Source organism: Pseudoalteromonas sp. APC 3224 (assembly GCF_030407535.1).
Taxonomy (GTDB): Bacteria; Pseudomonadota; Gammaproteobacteria; order Enterobacterales; family Alteromonadaceae; genus Pseudoalteromonas.
Map to the genome: position 1 here is coordinate 62,880 of NZ_JASDDF010000027.1, position 16,760 is coordinate 79,639.

Here is a 16,760-nt window from a genome sequence, read left to right on the forward strand (position 1 = left end):
CCTCATGACGATTCTCTCGGTGCAACACCCGCTGTTAATTATGGGGCCCATGGTGCGCCGAGCAGAAAAAGCTGCAGTTTGTATTCAGTTTGCTACTTCAAAGCCAGTAAATTGCCGTGTAGAGCTAATTGGCTACGAGTGCTATAGCGAACAAGACACCATAAGGCTAGGTGAATATTTATTCTTACAGTTTGTGGTAATTAAACCTATAAACAGTCAGTTCGCGCGCGATACATTATTATCATACCAACTATTTTTTGATGACACCCCTGTTGATTTATCAGCATTTAGCTTTAACAGTCAGCCATTACCTGAATTTGTGATCCCCAAAAAACTAACGCAAATATTACATGGCTCGTGCCGCAATGCGCATCATCCTGCAAAAGACAGCCTAGTAAGTTCAAGCCATTGGCAAGCCGTTCAGCGAAGTAATGAACAGCAGGGGGCACAGTTATTATTGCTTTCGGGCGATCAAATTTATGCTGACGATGTAGCTGGCCCCATGTTATTAGCGATACATCAGCTAATTAAGCACTTGGGTATTTATAAAGAGCAGCCACTTGATTTAGATTTACCCGCTGAAATTGCAGAACAGTTGTATGGTCGCCATTACTTGTTGCCAACTACCTCATGGAAAAACCGCTCAAAACTAGGTATTGGCTATTGGTTAAAAAAGGACGAACCGCATTTTTCTAGTGTAAAAGCGTATAATCATCTGATTCATTTTGAAGAGTTCGTAGCACTGTATTTACTCAATTTTAGTAGCCAAGCATGGCAATACATTGACCTAAATAACTTAAGTTACTCAGGTGGTAACGGAAAAAATCAAGCGCTATTTAATGCAGAAAAAACCGCATTAATCGACTATGCACAAGGTTTAGCAGAGGTAGAGCGATTGTTTGCCAATGTATCTACCTTAATGATGTTTGATGACCATGATGTAACCGACGATTGGAACCTCACCGCAGGGTGGGAGCAAGCCATTAATCAAAACCCCAGCAGCAAGCGTATTGTAAATAATGGCTTAGCGAGCTATTGGTTGTTTCAGGGAATGGGCAACGACGCACTTCAAAAAACCGGATCGTTACTGAGCCCTTTTAACGATTGTTTAGCCGGTGATATGCAGTGGCAATTTAAAGCGTTTGATAAACACCTTAACGATTTTAACCATTGGCATTACGAGCTAATGACCATTCCTAAAGTGGTGGTGCTCGATACCCGTACTCACCGTTGGCGTAATGAGCAAAACTTTAATGAACCCTCAGGCTTACTTGATTGGGAACGTCTCACAGAGCTAGAAGAAAGCCTATTAAGCCATGACCAAGTAATTATTGTATCGCCTGCTCCCGTGTTTGGGGTTAAATCGATAGAGGCAATTCAAGCGGTGTTTAATATGTGTGGGCAACCACTGATGGTTGATGTAGAAAACTGGATGGCGCACGAAGGCTCAGCCAAAAAGTTACTCAACACCTTTAGGCGCACCGACACCCCAAACGAAACGCTGATTTTATCGGGCGATGTACACTATTCGTTTTGTTTTTCAGTGCAAAAGCGTTTTGGCTATCATCCCAACAGAATTTGGCAACTGACAGCCAGTGGCATTAAAAATGAGTTTCCACGCAAGCTAATAAATATACTCGACAAGCTCGACTCTATTTTATACGGCCCCAAAAGCCCACTTAACTTTTTTACCAAACGTTGGCATATGGAAGTAGACAAGCACCAAACCAAAGGCAAAGGGCAAAAGTACTTAGTAAGCGATTCTGCCATTAGTTTGGTTACGCTTGAAGCGGGTAATTTAGCCAGGTATCAGCTAATCCACGGCGACGGCCACACCACCGAATTTGATTTAGAAGAGAAGTAAATTAGAACTTGTAGCAGCGACTTTATGTCGCGTCATTTTTTAATGTCGTTAGCGACGGGCGACGGGCGACGGGCGATGAGCGACGAGTTTCGAGTTACGGGGTAAATATCTAAAAGCGCAGCGTCTCTTAACTCTCTTTGTTAATAATTTCTTTGCGCGGCATAAAGCCCCGCCTACAATAAACCGCTATGTTACCCTTATTCGTAGGCGGGAGTTTACCTCGCGCATGTTTAAAGTATGAGGGTATTAGGCTCGTAACCCGCTCCCCGCAGCCCGTTAACTTTCATTTCGCCGTTTTTTAATCCGCTTTGGTGCCGGTAACTTATTGGTTAATATCGCTAAACATAACACCACTATAAACAGCATTGAGTTTGCGCCGGCTTGTAAGGAGTAATCAACCGACGAATGTAGCATCATGGCTACTATGGCCGTAGCACAACCAAACGCCCCCCCCTGATAAAGCGCCGTCTTACGCGTTCGCATAGTATCAATACATAACCACAAACAATAAAGCACTAGCAGTCCTAATAACGCTGTGGCAGGAATACCTAGCTCAACTGCAAATTGTACATAATCGTTATGCGCGTTGTCGTAGTAGCCAGAGTAGGGCTCAGATTGATACGCAGGAAACGCAGTATAAAAAGTACCGCCACCAGAGCCCAATAATGGGTTATCTAAAATCAGTGGAATTGAGTCACGTACAACTTCATCTCGTGTTTCTGATTGCAAGCTGGTTTCGCTAATACGTTGTTTTACTTTTTCTACATCGAAAATAGCACCAATAATAATTAAATCGATAATAAAAAAGCTCACAATCAGCAATTTAAAGGCTTTAGGCTTTTGCTTATAAACAAAAAGCGCCAATAAGCTCACTATAATTAAGGCTATAAAAAAGGCCGAATTACCCATGCGGCTACGAGTTAAAATAAGCGCCACAATTATAATAATTAGCGATATACGCAAAATTATTTTAGAGCTTAATATAATCTCAGCCCAAGCACGTAATGTTTGCTTTAAAGTAGGTTTATAGCCGTTGTTAGTGCGTTTTAGTTCGCTAATTAAAACACCAATACCTAAACATAGGCACAATGCTAAATAGTTAGCTAAAAAGTTAGAATAGGTAAAAGTGCCAATTGCACGATCTGTATGTTTGTAGCCAAATAAAGGGCTTACTATATCGGGAGATAAGTTTAAATAACTAGCGTACAACGCCTGAAATACACCGGCACAAATAACAGCATAAATTAACTTTTTAATTCGCTCTGCACTATTGCAGTAGTTAAATATTAACCAGCTCAGCATGAGTAAAAAACAGGTTTTTAATAACATTTGTTTGGTTTGAAATGCATCAACACTCACGCCAAACAGCTGTATACCACAAACTAAAATAACTGCACTTAGAGTAAAAAATAGTGGCCAGGAATAGCGAGGCGGAAATAGCGCTTGGTTGTTATTTAACACACTGTGGGTAAGGTGAGTAATAAAGGTAAAGCTAGTTAAAATGCCAATAGCTAAAATTGCCCAAGGTCGGTAACTACCTAAAGGAAGAGGAAGTAGAAATAGGATCAAACAAATTAAAAAAAATATAAAACGATTCAAAATAAACTCAAACAAAGTAAAAACGCAGCCAATAGGCTGCGTTTAAATATACTTATGGTAAAAACTAGTTACCGACTTCAGATATACCGTTATCACCACCTGTACCACCAGAGCCTGGAGGTGTTGGTAATGTTGGTAAACTGCCTACTGGCGGAGCAGGTTGACCTACACCAGGGCCTGCAGCGGTCGCTTCAGAAGCGGTGGTTGCATCAACACCTGCAGTAATTGCAGCAAGTGTAATTGCATCAGAGTCTAAACCTGCAGCCGTAAGTGCAGCTAAAAAGTCAGAAATTAACGGGTTATCTGCACCAAATTGGGCAACAACAGCTGCAACCATCGCATCAATGTCTGCAGCGCTACACGCGGCATTTAGTAATTTCTCGTCTAATTCAACTTTTTCTTTGTTTTTACAAATACGTTTAATAGCTTCCACTAAGTCTTCGCGTAATTGCTCAGATGAAGTATCTGCGGTAACGTTGTTAAGAATATCAATAATGTTATTTATGCTCACTTCTTGAACCACAGCATCTTTATCCGTTTGTGCATGGGTTGGAAGAGCAGTAAGAGCTGTTGCGCTAGCTACTAAGCCAGCTAAAAGTAATTTTTTCATTTCTCGTCCCTAGGTTGAGTTTTAATTGCAAAATTTTAGCGCATCGGCGCAAAAAGTAAACTCTTTATTTACGCCATTTTCATTAGATTTAATAATTTTTGATGGTGACAGTATTAAATTACCTTGTACCCCATCACATCCCAAGGATTCGAGTATCTCTAACGTTTCAGTTTTTTCAATTAAACAGGCTAAAACTTTAATACCAAAACCATGACAAATATTATTAACTGTTTGAATATAAAACTGGCTTTGTGGGTTAGTTACTAAATCTTGAATATAACTACCATCAATTTTTACATACTCAATATCAAGACCTTGTAAATACCTAAACGACGTTAAGCTAGTGCCAAAGTGTTCAATACATACATTAATACCCAGTTCTTTAATTGCATCTATATGTAACGAAGCTACGTGCACATTATAGAGCAAACCAATTTCATGCAGTTCGAATACAAGGTTTGTTTTAATAACGGGTTTAGTGTGCGAATAAAGGGTGAGCCATTGTATAAAGTCAGTTGAGTACAACGATGCCTTGCTAATATTAAGTGCAAATACATCATTAGGGTAATGTTCTTTTATATCTACAAAGCTTCGTATAATTTTTTTATCGAGCTCTTCGGTTAAATTTAACTTTTCAGCCATGGCGAATAAGTGGCCATTATTTACTTTTTCACCCTCATGAATAAAGTGGGCAAATACTTCAAAATAACATTGAGAGTCAGTTTTATTAGCTTGCTTTACGGGCTGCACCGAAAAGCTGACTTCACCCGCATTAATAATCGACTTAATTAAAGTACGCCATTGGTTAACACTAAATAATGACTCTTTATCGGTATTGTCTAATGTAGCATCTTCGCCAATAGTGCAACTAGTATCAAGTAACGACAACACTTCACCCAAGGCAGCGCCTTGCTCAATGCCAACTATGGCTAAATTAGCGTAACCATTAATGTGTGAGCTATTTTCTTTTTGACTTAACTTATCACTCACATCTAAGCGAGCTTTACTTAAAAATAAAACATCATACGGGGCCAATAAAACGAACGTTCCCCCGTTGAGCCTAAATAAAGATGAATTTGGTAACTCATCAGCAAGCTGTTTAAGTATTTTTGCTGCATCTAATACATGCTGATCGCCATCTTGATAGCTTACAACTTGGTTTATATTATTTAACGAGGGCAGGGTAAGCATCATTGCGGTAATGGGTGTATCGTCAGTAATATTATTAACAACTGAATTAAAGTGGTTTTCAAACGACTTGCGGTTACCTAACCCCGTTAACGAGTCTATGTATACCTCTTCGGTAAGTGCTTGAGTTTGTTTTGTTAGTGAATCAAACGTACTTTGTAGGTTTAAAACCATGTTATTAATGGCTTGCGTAACAGTGCGAAGTTCTCGAGCAACCGGTATTTCTTTATTTAAGGTAAAACGCTTTCGTGTTACTAACATAGCTTGGTTTTCAACTGCTTGTAGTGGCTTAAATACCGCACGTAATATTAAAAATGCAATTGCCAGTGACGCTGCTAAGAGTAAAAACGAGCTGTATAAGCTGCGCAAGGTGTGCTGCCACAAGGTTAAATACGATTGCCCAGTATGACTTGTTACATCAAGAGTGCCGGCCATCATCCAGCCATTATTTATTTCAGAATGCATAGTTGGTGCACTTAGTTCAACAGCACCTATAAACCAGCTAGGAACAGACTCTACACGCTTAGGGTTTTGTAATTCAAAAACGATGTTGTTTTGCACGTCAGTAAATTTAATTTGGCTATAGTAACCAGAGTCAAAAATAGCGGTTGCCATCGTCTCGGCAATCATTAGGCTGTCGTCTTCTAAATAAGGAGAGATAGAAAGGCCTAAACTGGTAGCGGTGTCTTGCGCGTGGCTAGCCATTTGCGTTTGTAAGTAATTACGGGTTGTATCAACGTCGGTAATAACGCGTACACAAAACGAAATTATCGAAATTAAAATGATCAAGCCATATACTTGAGTCTTTAAACTCAATCCATATTTAAAGAGTCGAGACATAACTACTAGTTCCTTTATTGTTATTGTTGGCGGGCGCAAGCTCACCTTGTTCAATTCGCTCAAGCATGGTGTTCCAAGCAGAAACACCACGACTATTTTTAACCTTATTACCTAACCCTTTCGATTTGGCTAACCATAAACCTTGGCCATTAAAACTATATATAGGTTTTAAATCACCGCGATTACTAGCAGGTACCAATTTTGTATTGAAATTATCAAGCACTAGCGGTATTTGATTAGGTTGTTCAAAGTATATAAGTACCATGTGAGGTTGATTAACCGTTCGCTGGCGTACATACATAAAGCGTATTTTATCTTCAGGGATTCCTAAGGCTATTAAAGTAAAATACTTTGCAATAACATAATCTTCACAATCACCCATACCCACCCCTAAGCTTTCTAGTGGCGTGGCCCAATAATCTTTTTTTTGCCAGAGCTCGTCATCGGTTTTGTACTTTATATGCTTATTAAAAAAGTCATTAACTAAATGAATTTTTTGCCATTCGCTTTTGTCGGCAGAGTCATCTATAAAACTCAGCCAGTTTTTTATTCTTTGGTGGCCAGCATCACCATAAAACTGTTTGGCACGGGTAATTATATCGCTATTACGCAAATGTAAAAGCATGTCTTGTGCACAAGCAAAAAAAGACACTAATATAATGATGCAAATTCCTACCCGCACAAAGCCCATCCCTAAAAAATTAACGCGGTAATTATATTCCCATTGAAACTAAAATGATAGGTTATAAAAAGTGCACCCATTACACCGGTAACATTTAGTTAACACAAAACAATCTAAAAGGCTGCTTTTTTGTATTGAGCGAATTTATCTGGTGTGTATAATACCCGCCCATACGGACAGTAGCACTTAAAACAGATGCTTAAATTTAGCAACAGCATCAATAAGTTTCTACGAAAAATAAAAAGTTAAGAAAAAGGAATTGAAGTGAAAGTATTAAAAGCAGTCTTGCCTGTTGCAGGTTTAGGTACGCGCATGCTACCAGCCACCAAAGCAACGCCAAAGGAAATGCTTCCGCTAGTCGATAAACCTCTCATTCAATACGTTGTAAACGAAGCAGTAAAAGCCGGTATTAAAGAAATTGTACTGGTTACCCATGCATCTAAAAACGCAATAGAAAATCACTTTGATACCAGCTTTGAGCTAGAAGCGACCCTAGAGGCTCGCGTAAAACGCAGCTTGCTAGAAGAAGTGCGTTCAATAATCCCGCGAGATGTAAGCATTATTTCGGTTCGTCAATCAGCGCCGTTAGGCTTAGGCCACGCAATACTTGAAACTCGCCCAATTATTGGTAATAACCCATTCGCTATTTTGTTGCCGGATGTCATTATTGATCAATATAAGTCGAACCTAAAGGTTGATAACTTAACGCAAATGATCGACCGATTTGAGCGCACCCAGCATAACCAAATTATGGTTGAGCCCGTCCCACATCAAGATGTGCACAACTATGGAGTAGTTGATTTAGCGGGTAAAAATATTGCCCCAGGCGAAAATGCAGCCATTACCAACATGGTTGAAAAACCAAACAATGACGAAGCGCCAAGTAATTTAGCCATAACAGGGAGATATGTTGTATCGCCTGCTATTTGGGATTTGCTCGAATTTACGCCACCAGGCGCAGGCGGCGAAATCCAATTAACAGATGCATTACTGCAGTTACGTCACCTTGAAACAATTGAAGCGTACCATTTAAAAGGTAAGTCGCACGACTGTGGCTCAAAACTAGGTTATATGCTTGCAAATGTAGAGTATGCAATGCAATCAAACCTAATGGGTGAAGAATTTACAAATCGCGTCAAAGAATTGCTTAAAAAGCGAGAGAAATAAAATGAAAGTTACTTTTTACGGAATAGGATACGTTGGCTTAGTTCAAGCCGCAGTTTTTGCAGATGCTGGTCACGATGTTTGCTGTGTCGATATTGATGAAACAAGGATAGAAAATCTAAAAAAAGGCATTATTCCTATTTATGAGCCAGGTTTAACACCGTTAGTTGAAAAAAACTTTGCAGAAGGGCGTTTAACATTTACGACAGATGCCCAATTTGGTGTTGAATTTGGTGAACTACAGTTTATTGCAGTAGGTACTCCGCCAGACGAAGATGGTTCTGCAGATTTAAAATACGTATTAAAAGTAGCAGAAACTATTGCTACACATATGCAAAAGCCAAAAGTTATTATCGATAAGTCAACAGTACCTGTCGGTACGGCAGATAAAGTTAAAGCAACAGTACAATCGATTCTTGATAGTCGTAGAAGTGATTTAACCTTTTCAGTGGTATCAAATCCTGAGTTTTTAAAGGAAGGGGCTGCCGTTAATGATTGTAAACGCCCTGATCGCATTATTATTGGTACAGATTCAGTTGATGCAGAAGAACAAATGCGTGAACTGTATGCCCCATTTAATAGAAATCACGAAAAAATTATCGTAATGGATATTAAAAGTGCTGAACTTACTAAATATGCAGCTAACTGCATGCTTGCGACTAAAATTAGTTTTATGAACGAGATGGCTAATATAGCTGAGCGAGTAGGGGCTGATATAGAGCATGTTCGCCATGGCATAGGTTCAGATCCGCGAATTGGTTATCAGTTTATTTACCCTGGTTGTGGCTACGGTGGCTCATGTTTTCCAAAGGATGTACAAGCACTTGTTCGCACAACTGACGGCATAGGCTACGAATCAAAAATACTCAAAGCAGTTGAAGCTGTAAATTATGCTCAAAAGCATAAGTTATTTGAATATATTACTAAGCACTATGATTTAGAGCAAAACCCAGATGCAATAAAAGGTAAGATTTTTGCATTGTGGGGTTTGAGCTTTAAACCTAACACAGATGACATGCGTGAAGCACCAAGTCGCATTCTAATGGAGCAATTATGGAAAGCAGGGGCTAAGGTGCAAGCTTATGACCCTGAAGCAATGGAAGAAACGCAGCGTATATATGGTGCACGAAATGACCTAAGCTTTATGGGCACTAAAGAATCAGCATTAAATAATGCAGATGCGCTTGTAATTTGTACTGAATGGCAAAACTTTAAAGCTCCAGACTTTTCGTTGATAAAATCCTTACTAACAACTCCTGTTATCTTTGATGGACGGAACTTGTTCGATCCTAAGAGACTAAAAAATAAAGGCTTTAGCTATTATTCTATTGGTAGAAATATTTTATAGTATGAGGGTCTTAAAATGCTGACAATTATAATACCTGCATATAATGAAGAAAAATGTATAGAAAGAACGCTATCTGAATTAACGAATTTTTCGAGTTTGGAGGTTGAAGTAATTGTCCTACCAAATGGTTGTATGGATAATACAGCCGAATTTGTTAGAGCGAAATTTCCTTCATTTAGAGTACTTGAGCTTGATACTGGCTCAAAGATTTTGGCTATAAATAAAGGGCTGGAAATTGCTCAGTTTGAGCATGTGCTTGTTCAAGATGCTGACGTTATTATCAACACAGAAAGTGTCAGAAACATTCTTAAGTTTATTGAAAATGAACAGTACTTATTTGCTTCTCCACAAACAAACATAATTCAAGATGGCAGTTTCTTAACTAATATGTACTACAGTTTTTTGAAACTCACTCCTGCTTATAGGATTGGAATGGTTAACTCTGGTGCATATCTTATTTCTCCAAAGGCTCGTGATATTTTAGGAACGTTTCCGCAAGTTATTGCCGATGATGGTTATGTTAAAGGTACCTTAGGTTCAGCTAACTTGACCACGATTCCTTCTTGTTTTTCAGTAGTAATGAGTCCAAGAACAATTTGGTCGCTTATTAAAATAAAAACAAGAAGTAAATTAGGCAATATGGAATTAAAGAAGAAGTTTACTTCACCTACAACTGGTGGTAATAGCTTTCCTTCTTTGCTTAAAGTAGCTATCAAAGAGAGAGCGTTGTTTCGGTTTTTTGTTTATGGGGTAGTCATCTCAATAGCTACATTTCGTGCTAAGTTGCAAATTAAAAAATTAAAGACAATCAAATGGGAAAGGGACGAGAGCACAAGAATATGAAAAGATTCATCCACGTCTATGTACGACATTTTATACTATCCATCATTACACTCTGGTATATCCATTTTTATAAAATGGATATACATAAAAGCGTTAGGATTTCGTTGAAAGCAAAGTTAGATAAGACAAACCCAAAAGGTGTTCACATAGGGGCGGGTACTTATATTGCGTTTGGTTCTGTAATTTTAACCCACGACATGTGTAGAGCCATCCATAAAGACGTGAGAATAGGTGAAAATTGTTTCATTGGTGGCAATTCAATCATAATGCCTGGAGTTACCTTAGGCGATTCATGCATTGTAGCTGCAGGGGCTGTCGTGACAAAAGATGTTAGCTCAGGGACAATTGTAGCAGGAAACCCTGCTGTTGCTATTCGTACAAATATTAAAACAAAAGCTTTAGGAATATTAATTAATGAATAAGAAGCTCATAGCAATTGCATCAACAGGCGGTCACTATGTGCAATTAAGTAGGATTATGAAACAAGCCAATTTTGATTCTAATGATATTTTATTTGTGCGAACGAAAGTAAACGAGCACGATACCCCTTCTTTTGAGAACGAAAGCTTAATTGAGGATGTCTCAAGAGATACATTAGCCCGTTCTCCAATAGTCGCTTTTCAATTGTTAAAACTTATTTTAAAGCATAAACCCAAATGGATAGTAACCACAGGTGCAATGCCAGGGTTAATCTGTATTGTTATTGGTCGAATATTACTTAGAAAAACCATGTGGGTGGATAGTATTGCGAATACAAAACAGTTATCTGCTTCAGGAAGAATGGCAAAGAAATTTGCGCATAAAACATTAACCCAATGGCCAGATTTAGCTGGCGATAATGTTGAATATAAAGGCCGAGTTATATAATGAAAGTTCTTGTAACCGTAGGTGCGCAATTACCTTTTGAACGATTGATAAAGGCAATTAACGATATAAATAAACCACTAAACTTGAATGTTTTTGCTCAAGTTGGTGATGATTTGAATGCTTACGATGGTATTCAAACTATCGATTTTTTGAGCTCCAATGAGTACGAAGCGAAACTTGATTGGTGCGATATTGTCATTGCTCACGCTGGTATGGGAACCATTATTCAGTGTCTGGAATTAAATAAAAAGCTTATAGTTGTACCTAGGCTCGCTAAGTTTAATGAGCACAGAAATGACCATCAACTAGATACTATTTCAAGGTTTGAACCGTTGACCTCATCAACAAGCTTAATGCGGGTGTGCCGTGATGTGGAAAATTTGAAAAATATTTTCCAAGAAATAGAGAAATTAAGTGAGATGAATGATTTCTTCACCACTGAAAAAGAGCACGATACAGAAAACCTTGGTACATATATAAAAAAAATGATAGATGATGAAATATAAATTATCTTTATTAGTGGACTCGATGCTATCTTCGGGTGCTAATTTTCTAATAACTTTTCTCTTACTTAAATATGCGGGAAATGAGTCAGTAGTTATGTTTGGTGTTGCTATGACTCTCTCATTAATTTTCTTATCATTTCAAAGAACAATTGTGCTAATACCTTTTAATTTAAAGGAAGATAAGTGCAGTAAAGTTAGAGTCATTGAGTTTCTAAGTTGTTCTTTTTTTCTCTTAGTACTATTTATGATGTTGATTCTCATTAGCACCTATTTTGTTTTTCCATCTCAAGAACAGTGGCTTTTAGCCCCGGCTTTATTCGCTTTTTTGTTTATGCATGAAACATTTAGATATCTATTTATGGTGAGTAAGCTGTACTTTCTGCCTGTATTGGTATCTGCTATTTTGATGTTTACTCTTGCAGCTTCTTTATTGTTTGATGGTGTATCTATAAAACTTTTGATAAACACCTATTTATGTTTATTTTCTCTAGAGTTAATTGTAATCGCTATATACATTGTTTTTAAAAAAGCTCATACGGATGAACAGCAATGGGATATTTTTTTTTGGTTTCGTGATACAAGAAATTTATTAAATCGCAATGTTCAATCCATCTCTCAATTATTACTCGTGCACTCTCCTTTTTTGCTTGTATCGGCTCTGTATCCTGCAACAGTTTCTTCTATACTATTCATAGCTCGATCAGTATTTCAGCCAGTGCAAATATTGATCAAATCAGTGGAGGCAATTGATCAAAGAAAACTAGCTAGTATAAAAGATAATGCACAAATATTTGTGAAGAGTTTGTTCAAAAAGTATATTGTGATTTCTTTTGTTGCTTCATCACTTTGCCTATTAATAGCTGTTTATTTATTTCCAATTGTGTATGCCGATCAAGCTGTCCCTCAACTTAATGATTTATTATTCTGGGCAGGTATCCTTATTTGTTTATCTTGCTCCAGAAGTATTGAAATGCTGCTCGTTAAAAACAATATGTATAAAAGAATGAATTTATCATACCTTTTATCAGGTTTGGGTGTTTCATCTCTTTTATTATTGAATTTAGTTTTTCATTTACAAGTTTCATTATCATTTTATATTTTTATTGGTTGGCTGTTTTTAGCAATGACTTATTATCTAATTGTTATAAAAGGGCTCTTCTATGAATAGGATAAGACTCTTTAACTTATTTCTCTTCTCAATATTTATTATTTTTTCTTTGTTTGTTTTCAGAATACGCGAATATGGAAGTGATAGTGTCGATTTTCAAATCGTATTAAGATTGATGGCATGGGGGGGAGGTATTTTAATCGCATTTATATATTTTTATAAATTCGGTTTTAGGGTGTCTAACAATCATGAGTTTTTATTTTTTGCTTTTATTCTCTTAGCCATATTGATGTTACCCTTTTCAATGCTCCCTTTCCGTAGCTTTGTTGTAGTGCTCTCATATGCAGCTTTTTACTTTTATTTTAAGTATGTAAAAAGCAGGTTTGGAGATGACTTTCTGCTTTATTCAATTAGCTTGTCATTCTTTATAGTTGTTTGTTTTTCTTACTTTTATTATTTAGCTTTACCCGATTTAGGAAGGCACATTTATTGGTTAAATGATGTTTTATTTGTAAGTCCCCGTATGAGTGGCGTATTCTCAACATCAAATGCAATGGGTGGGTTTTGTGCTGTATATTGCCTGTTTTTGTTACATTCTTTTAATAAGTCTGTTATTACAAAATCTTTTTTTATTATTGCATTCTTACTGTCTTTAGCTGCTTTGTTAATGAGTGATAGTAAGACTGCCTTTATATCATTTATTTTTTCATCGTTATTCTTATATAGAAGAAATAAGTTTATTCTATTTGTGATTTTATCAGGAATAATCTTCACCTCTTTATTAATAATATACGCTGCATTTGACTTTTATGGCTTCCTTGGGCATGTATCTCGCCACGGTGATCCTGAAGAAGTCCTCACCTTTACTGGCAGAACTTATATCTGGCCTGCGGTATTTGATATGGCACTTGAGCGGCCTTTTACTGGCTATGGTATTGGCGTAACATCTTTAGCTTTACCGAGATTAGAGGATATTATCGGTTATACACCTGCTCATGCTCACAACTTAATTTTGCAAGCTTTTTTTAGTCTTGGTTTGGGGGGCATGTTATGTATAACTGCAATTCTTGGCTATAATTTTATTATTAAATGCAAAAATAGGTTAGGTAACTCGATGGCTGTTTATATTATTATTACTTCTTTATTTGAGGCCTCATTTTTATCTGGTGTTGCTGGTTACTCTATAATCCCTGTAATTTATATGGTTTTAAGTAAAGAAAAATGAGGCATTACTTATTTTTACTTCTTTTAAGCTCATTTAATAGTGTTGGAGCTATTGATGACTACAACTTAGTATTGTCTTCAGGTCAGTCTCTGAGTATAGGTCACACTAGCCAAGATATGAACCCGATAATTTTTCAAGATGAGGTTAACCCTAATAAAGTCTTTTTATTTAACGGTGTGAGGACGACAGCTCCTCAGTTCGACCAAAGCTTAGTAGAGAGTGACGTCAGGTTTTTAGAGCCTTTGAAAGATCTAACTAGACAAACACATGCATACTCGATGTTTGAAATGTTAGAGTATTTATATTCACTTGAGAATAAGCCTTTTCCAAAGTTTGTTTATGCACCTCATGGCCGTGGTGGGCAAAAGATAAGCAAGCTGGGATACGGCACCGAACCATTTGAAAATGGACTCACAATGCTTAGAGCTGGTGAAAAATTAGCTTTTGAAAGTGGTGAAAACTTCAATGTTCCTTTTATTACTTGGATCCATGGTGAATCTAACGCAAACTCTAATCTACAGGAATATAAGCAGAAACTTAGTAAATTATATAATGCATATAAAAACAAAGTACAAACTACTTCCTCTAAAACCCGCAATCCAATTTTATTTATGGATCAAACTGGTGTAAGTTATGGGCACGATATTGCTATCTCATTATGGGAGTTTGCGAATGATAATGAAACAGTTTCCCTAGTAATGCCAAAATATTTTCTCAACAGAAACTACTTTAATAGACCTGATGAGAGAACTCACTTAAATGCAAAAGGTTACATTTTACAAGGTGAGTATTTTGCAAAAGCTATCTTTACTACATTTGCATTAAATAAAAAATGGAAGCCACTACAACCTGAGTTTTTAAAAATAGAAAATAACAAAGCTTTTGTAACCTTACATGTTCCAGAAGGGGATTTGGTCATAGATACTCAGACTTTGCCTCAGGCTCCTGGTTATGGTCTTAAATATATTTCTCCAAGTAATATAGAATATATTCCTCAAGTGTCTATCCAAGGTGATTCTTTAGTACTTGAGTTTAATACTACACTCGAAGTAGGTGGAAAAATAGATAGCGGCTTTACACTAGATGACAGACAAAATACTGCAAATCAGAAAACTCCAGTAACGAATATCAGGGATACGTCAGAGTTAATTTCTTTTGTAGATCAGCAACCACTTCATAATTGGTTAGTACAATTTTCAATAGAGATTACACCTCAAACTCCAGGTATGTCTTCAGCTGTGAATACAAGTGGTTACAACATATGGGATGATGGAGATGTTGTAGTAGATACACCAGAACCATTCTCAATTATTGGAGGAAGCTATAATAACAGAAATTTAAATTATGCTTTATATCGTGTAAGCTTTGATGCTGAGATTGAATCTGGTACTCCAATTCTAAACATTGGAGATTCAATTATACCAATCACAAAAGAGGGAAAAAATTCCTTTGTAGCAATCATTTGTGAACCAAATAAAGATATGGTTTCTGTAGTCAGTACCCAAACTAAGTTTACTGGTGCTATGCAGTCTATTTCTTTGAAGCCAATACTATCCGAAACCAACTTTGACCATGATAGCATCGATGAACTAGGTGATAATATATGGCCTAGTAATGTAACCGTTGAAAATTATGAAGCTGATAAGTTTTCTATAACTGGGGATTACTTCATTAAAACTAAGTTACGATATCCCATATACTTACTCGAATATAAAGTCGAAATTGATGAAGGCTCTGCTTACATCAATATTGGAGATTTTCATAAAAGTATAAATAATTCTGGAATTTTTAATACCAGAGTACCAATTTGTAAACCGGAATATGGTCGCTTAAGATTCTCTACTGGTAAGATCGGATTCTCGGGCAAAATAACTAATATTGAGATAAAGCCAATTTAAAGGAATATACTTTTGTTTTACAATTCAATTAATAATTTCCGTGCAATAGCAATAATGTTTATTGTTTTCGGTCATTCCTTCGATGTATCTGGTGTCGTTTTAGATAGTTATTGGGAAGTGTTTTTTAGAAATTTGTTATCTGGTGGCACCATTCTTTTTGTTTTTATATCTGGCTATCTTTTTGAAGTTGTATTTTTAAAAAAGTTTACTTTTTCTAAGTTTTACTTCTCTAGAGCCTCAAAACTGCTATGGCCGTATCTGTTGTTGTCGATCATACCAATATGTTTATATATATATGCATCTAACCCAATTTCAGATGGATACTTTCTGCCTAAATCTGAAGGTGCGATGTCACAGTTTATGATACCTTTTCTAAAATATGAAGTAACAGGCCGGTTTATGACCGCTTATTGGTATATCCCCTTTGCGTTACTCTTATTTTTACTCTCACCACTAGTTGTTCATATACTTAAAAAAAATTTAAAATTTAAGGTGTCGTTGATTCTGATTCTTTCATGTGTGTCGATTTTTATACATAGACCGGTCGATAATATGAACCACTTTCATTCTGTTGTGTTCTTTTTCCCTGTTTATCTCACCGGTGCTTTGGTATCCCAATATAGAGAATCCTTCTTGAAGACTTTTCAAGGTAATCTGTTTTGGCTACTGTTTTTATTATCAATCAGTTTCACGCTGATCCAGACCTATTTTGGTGATGTGGGAAGCTACCATAAACCATTTTTTGAATTTAAAGGTATCGATTATATGTTTTTACAAAAGATACTTCTTTCATTTTTTTTCTTCTTATTGTTAGAAAAGTACTCAAAGAGTAATTTGTTTTTTGAAAATCTTGCGGGTACAAGCTTCGCTGTATTTTTCATACATCCTTATTTAATTTTTATATTTAGAAACTTAAAACTACCAACTCCCGAAACGGTTTTATTCCAGTGGGTATATTTTATTGCTCTATCTTTCATTTTTATATTAATCAGTATGCTCTTGGCTTTATTTACGAAGA

At 36.7% G+C, this 16,760-nt stretch carries 15 protein-coding genes; 11 read left to right on the plus strand and 4 right to left on the minus strand.

Features of this window, described 5'->3' with window-relative positions; translation table 11 throughout:
- The first annotated feature begins 4 nt into the window (after nt 1–4).
- Nucleotides 5–1,864 (plus strand): alkaline phosphatase D family protein, encoded by a 1,860-nt coding sequence (locus QL989_RS13400; RefSeq protein WP_290170752.1) that lies wholly within the window; start codon nt 5–7, stop codon nt 1,862–1,864.
- A 276-nt stretch (nt 1,865–2,140) separates the two neighbouring features.
- Here the strand turns inward: QL989_RS13400 and QL989_RS13405 are convergent, their stop codons facing one another.
- The 4 genes from QL989_RS13405 to QL989_RS13420 all read right to left on the minus strand — a co-directional run bounded on the left by QL989_RS13405 (nt 2,141) and on the right by QL989_RS13420 (nt 6,783).
- Nucleotides 2,141–3,463: an O-antigen ligase family protein gene (locus tag QL989_RS13405; RefSeq protein ID WP_290170753.1), complete on the minus strand. Its 1,323-nt coding sequence runs from the start codon at nt 3,461–3,463 to the stop codon at nt 2,141–2,143.
- A 64-nt stretch (nt 3,464–3,527) separates the two neighbouring features.
- Nucleotides 3,528–4,073, minus strand: coding sequence for a hypothetical protein (locus QL989_RS13410; RefSeq protein WP_290170754.1), 546 nt, complete (start codon nt 4,071–4,073; stop codon nt 3,528–3,530).
- 21 nt (nt 4,074–4,094) lie between these two features.
- On the minus strand, nt 4,095–6,101 hold the full coding sequence (locus tag QL989_RS13415; RefSeq protein WP_290170755.1) for an EAL domain-containing protein: 2,007 nt from the start codon (nt 6,099–6,101) through the stop codon (nt 4,095–4,097).
- Entirely contained in the window at nt 6,085–6,783 is a 699-nt protein-coding gene (locus QL989_RS13420) for a transglutaminase-like cysteine peptidase (RefSeq protein ID WP_290170756.1), read from the minus strand. The genes QL989_RS13415 and QL989_RS13420 overlap by 17 nt, the downstream gene beginning before the upstream one ends.
- 264 nt (nt 6,784–7,047) lie before the next feature.
- On the opposite strand from QL989_RS13420, the gene galU reads away from it, so the two are divergent.
- The 10 genes from galU to QL989_RS13470 all read left to right on the plus strand — a co-directional run.
- Entirely contained in the window at nt 7,048–7,950 is a 903-nt protein-coding gene (galU, locus tag QL989_RS13425) for a UTP--glucose-1-phosphate uridylyltransferase GalU (RefSeq protein WP_290170757.1), read from the plus strand.
- A 1-nt stretch (nt 7,951) separates the two neighbouring features.
- Entirely contained in the window at nt 7,952–9,295 is a 1,344-nt protein-coding gene (locus QL989_RS13430; RefSeq protein WP_198523012.1) for a UDP-glucose/GDP-mannose dehydrogenase family protein, read from the plus strand.
- 15 nt (nt 9,296–9,310) lie between these two features.
- A complete protein-coding gene (locus QL989_RS13435; protein ID WP_290170758.1) occupies nt 9,311–10,138 on the plus strand; it encodes a glycosyltransferase family 2 protein in 828 nt (275 codons plus the stop codon).
- Between the two features lie 104 nt (nt 10,139–10,242).
- Nucleotides 10,243–10,560 (plus strand): DapH/DapD/GlmU-related protein, encoded by a 318-nt coding sequence (locus tag QL989_RS13440; RefSeq protein ID WP_277054561.1) that lies wholly within the window; start codon nt 10,243–10,245, stop codon nt 10,558–10,560.
- Nucleotides 10,553–11,005, plus strand: coding sequence for a hypothetical protein (locus tag QL989_RS13445; RefSeq protein WP_290170759.1), 453 nt, complete (start codon nt 10,553–10,555; stop codon nt 11,003–11,005). Before QL989_RS13440 ends, QL989_RS13445 begins: the two co-directional genes overlap by 8 nt.
- On the plus strand, nt 11,005–11,511 hold the full coding sequence (locus tag QL989_RS13450) for a glycosyltransferase (protein WP_010389662.1): 507 nt from the start codon (nt 11,005–11,007) through the stop codon (nt 11,509–11,511). Before QL989_RS13445 ends, QL989_RS13450 begins: the two co-directional genes overlap by 1 nt.
- Nucleotides 11,501–12,679: a hypothetical protein gene (locus QL989_RS13455; RefSeq protein ID WP_290170760.1), complete on the plus strand. Its 1,179-nt coding sequence runs from the start codon at nt 11,501–11,503 to the stop codon at nt 12,677–12,679. Before QL989_RS13450 ends, QL989_RS13455 begins: the two co-directional genes overlap by 11 nt.
- A complete protein-coding gene (locus tag QL989_RS13460; RefSeq protein ID WP_198523018.1) occupies nt 12,672–13,844 on the plus strand; it encodes an O-antigen ligase family protein in 1,173 nt (390 codons plus the stop codon). The genes QL989_RS13455 and QL989_RS13460 overlap by 8 nt, the downstream gene beginning before the upstream one ends.
- A complete protein-coding gene (locus QL989_RS13465; protein ID WP_290170761.1) occupies nt 13,841–15,742 on the plus strand; it encodes a hypothetical protein in 1,902 nt (633 codons plus the stop codon). The genes QL989_RS13460 and QL989_RS13465 overlap by 4 nt, the downstream gene beginning before the upstream one ends.
- A gap of 12 nt (nt 15,743–15,754) precedes the next feature.
- A partial coding sequence (locus tag QL989_RS13470) for an acyltransferase (protein WP_290170762.1) occupies nt 15,755–16,760 on the plus strand: 1,006 nt, incomplete at its 3' end.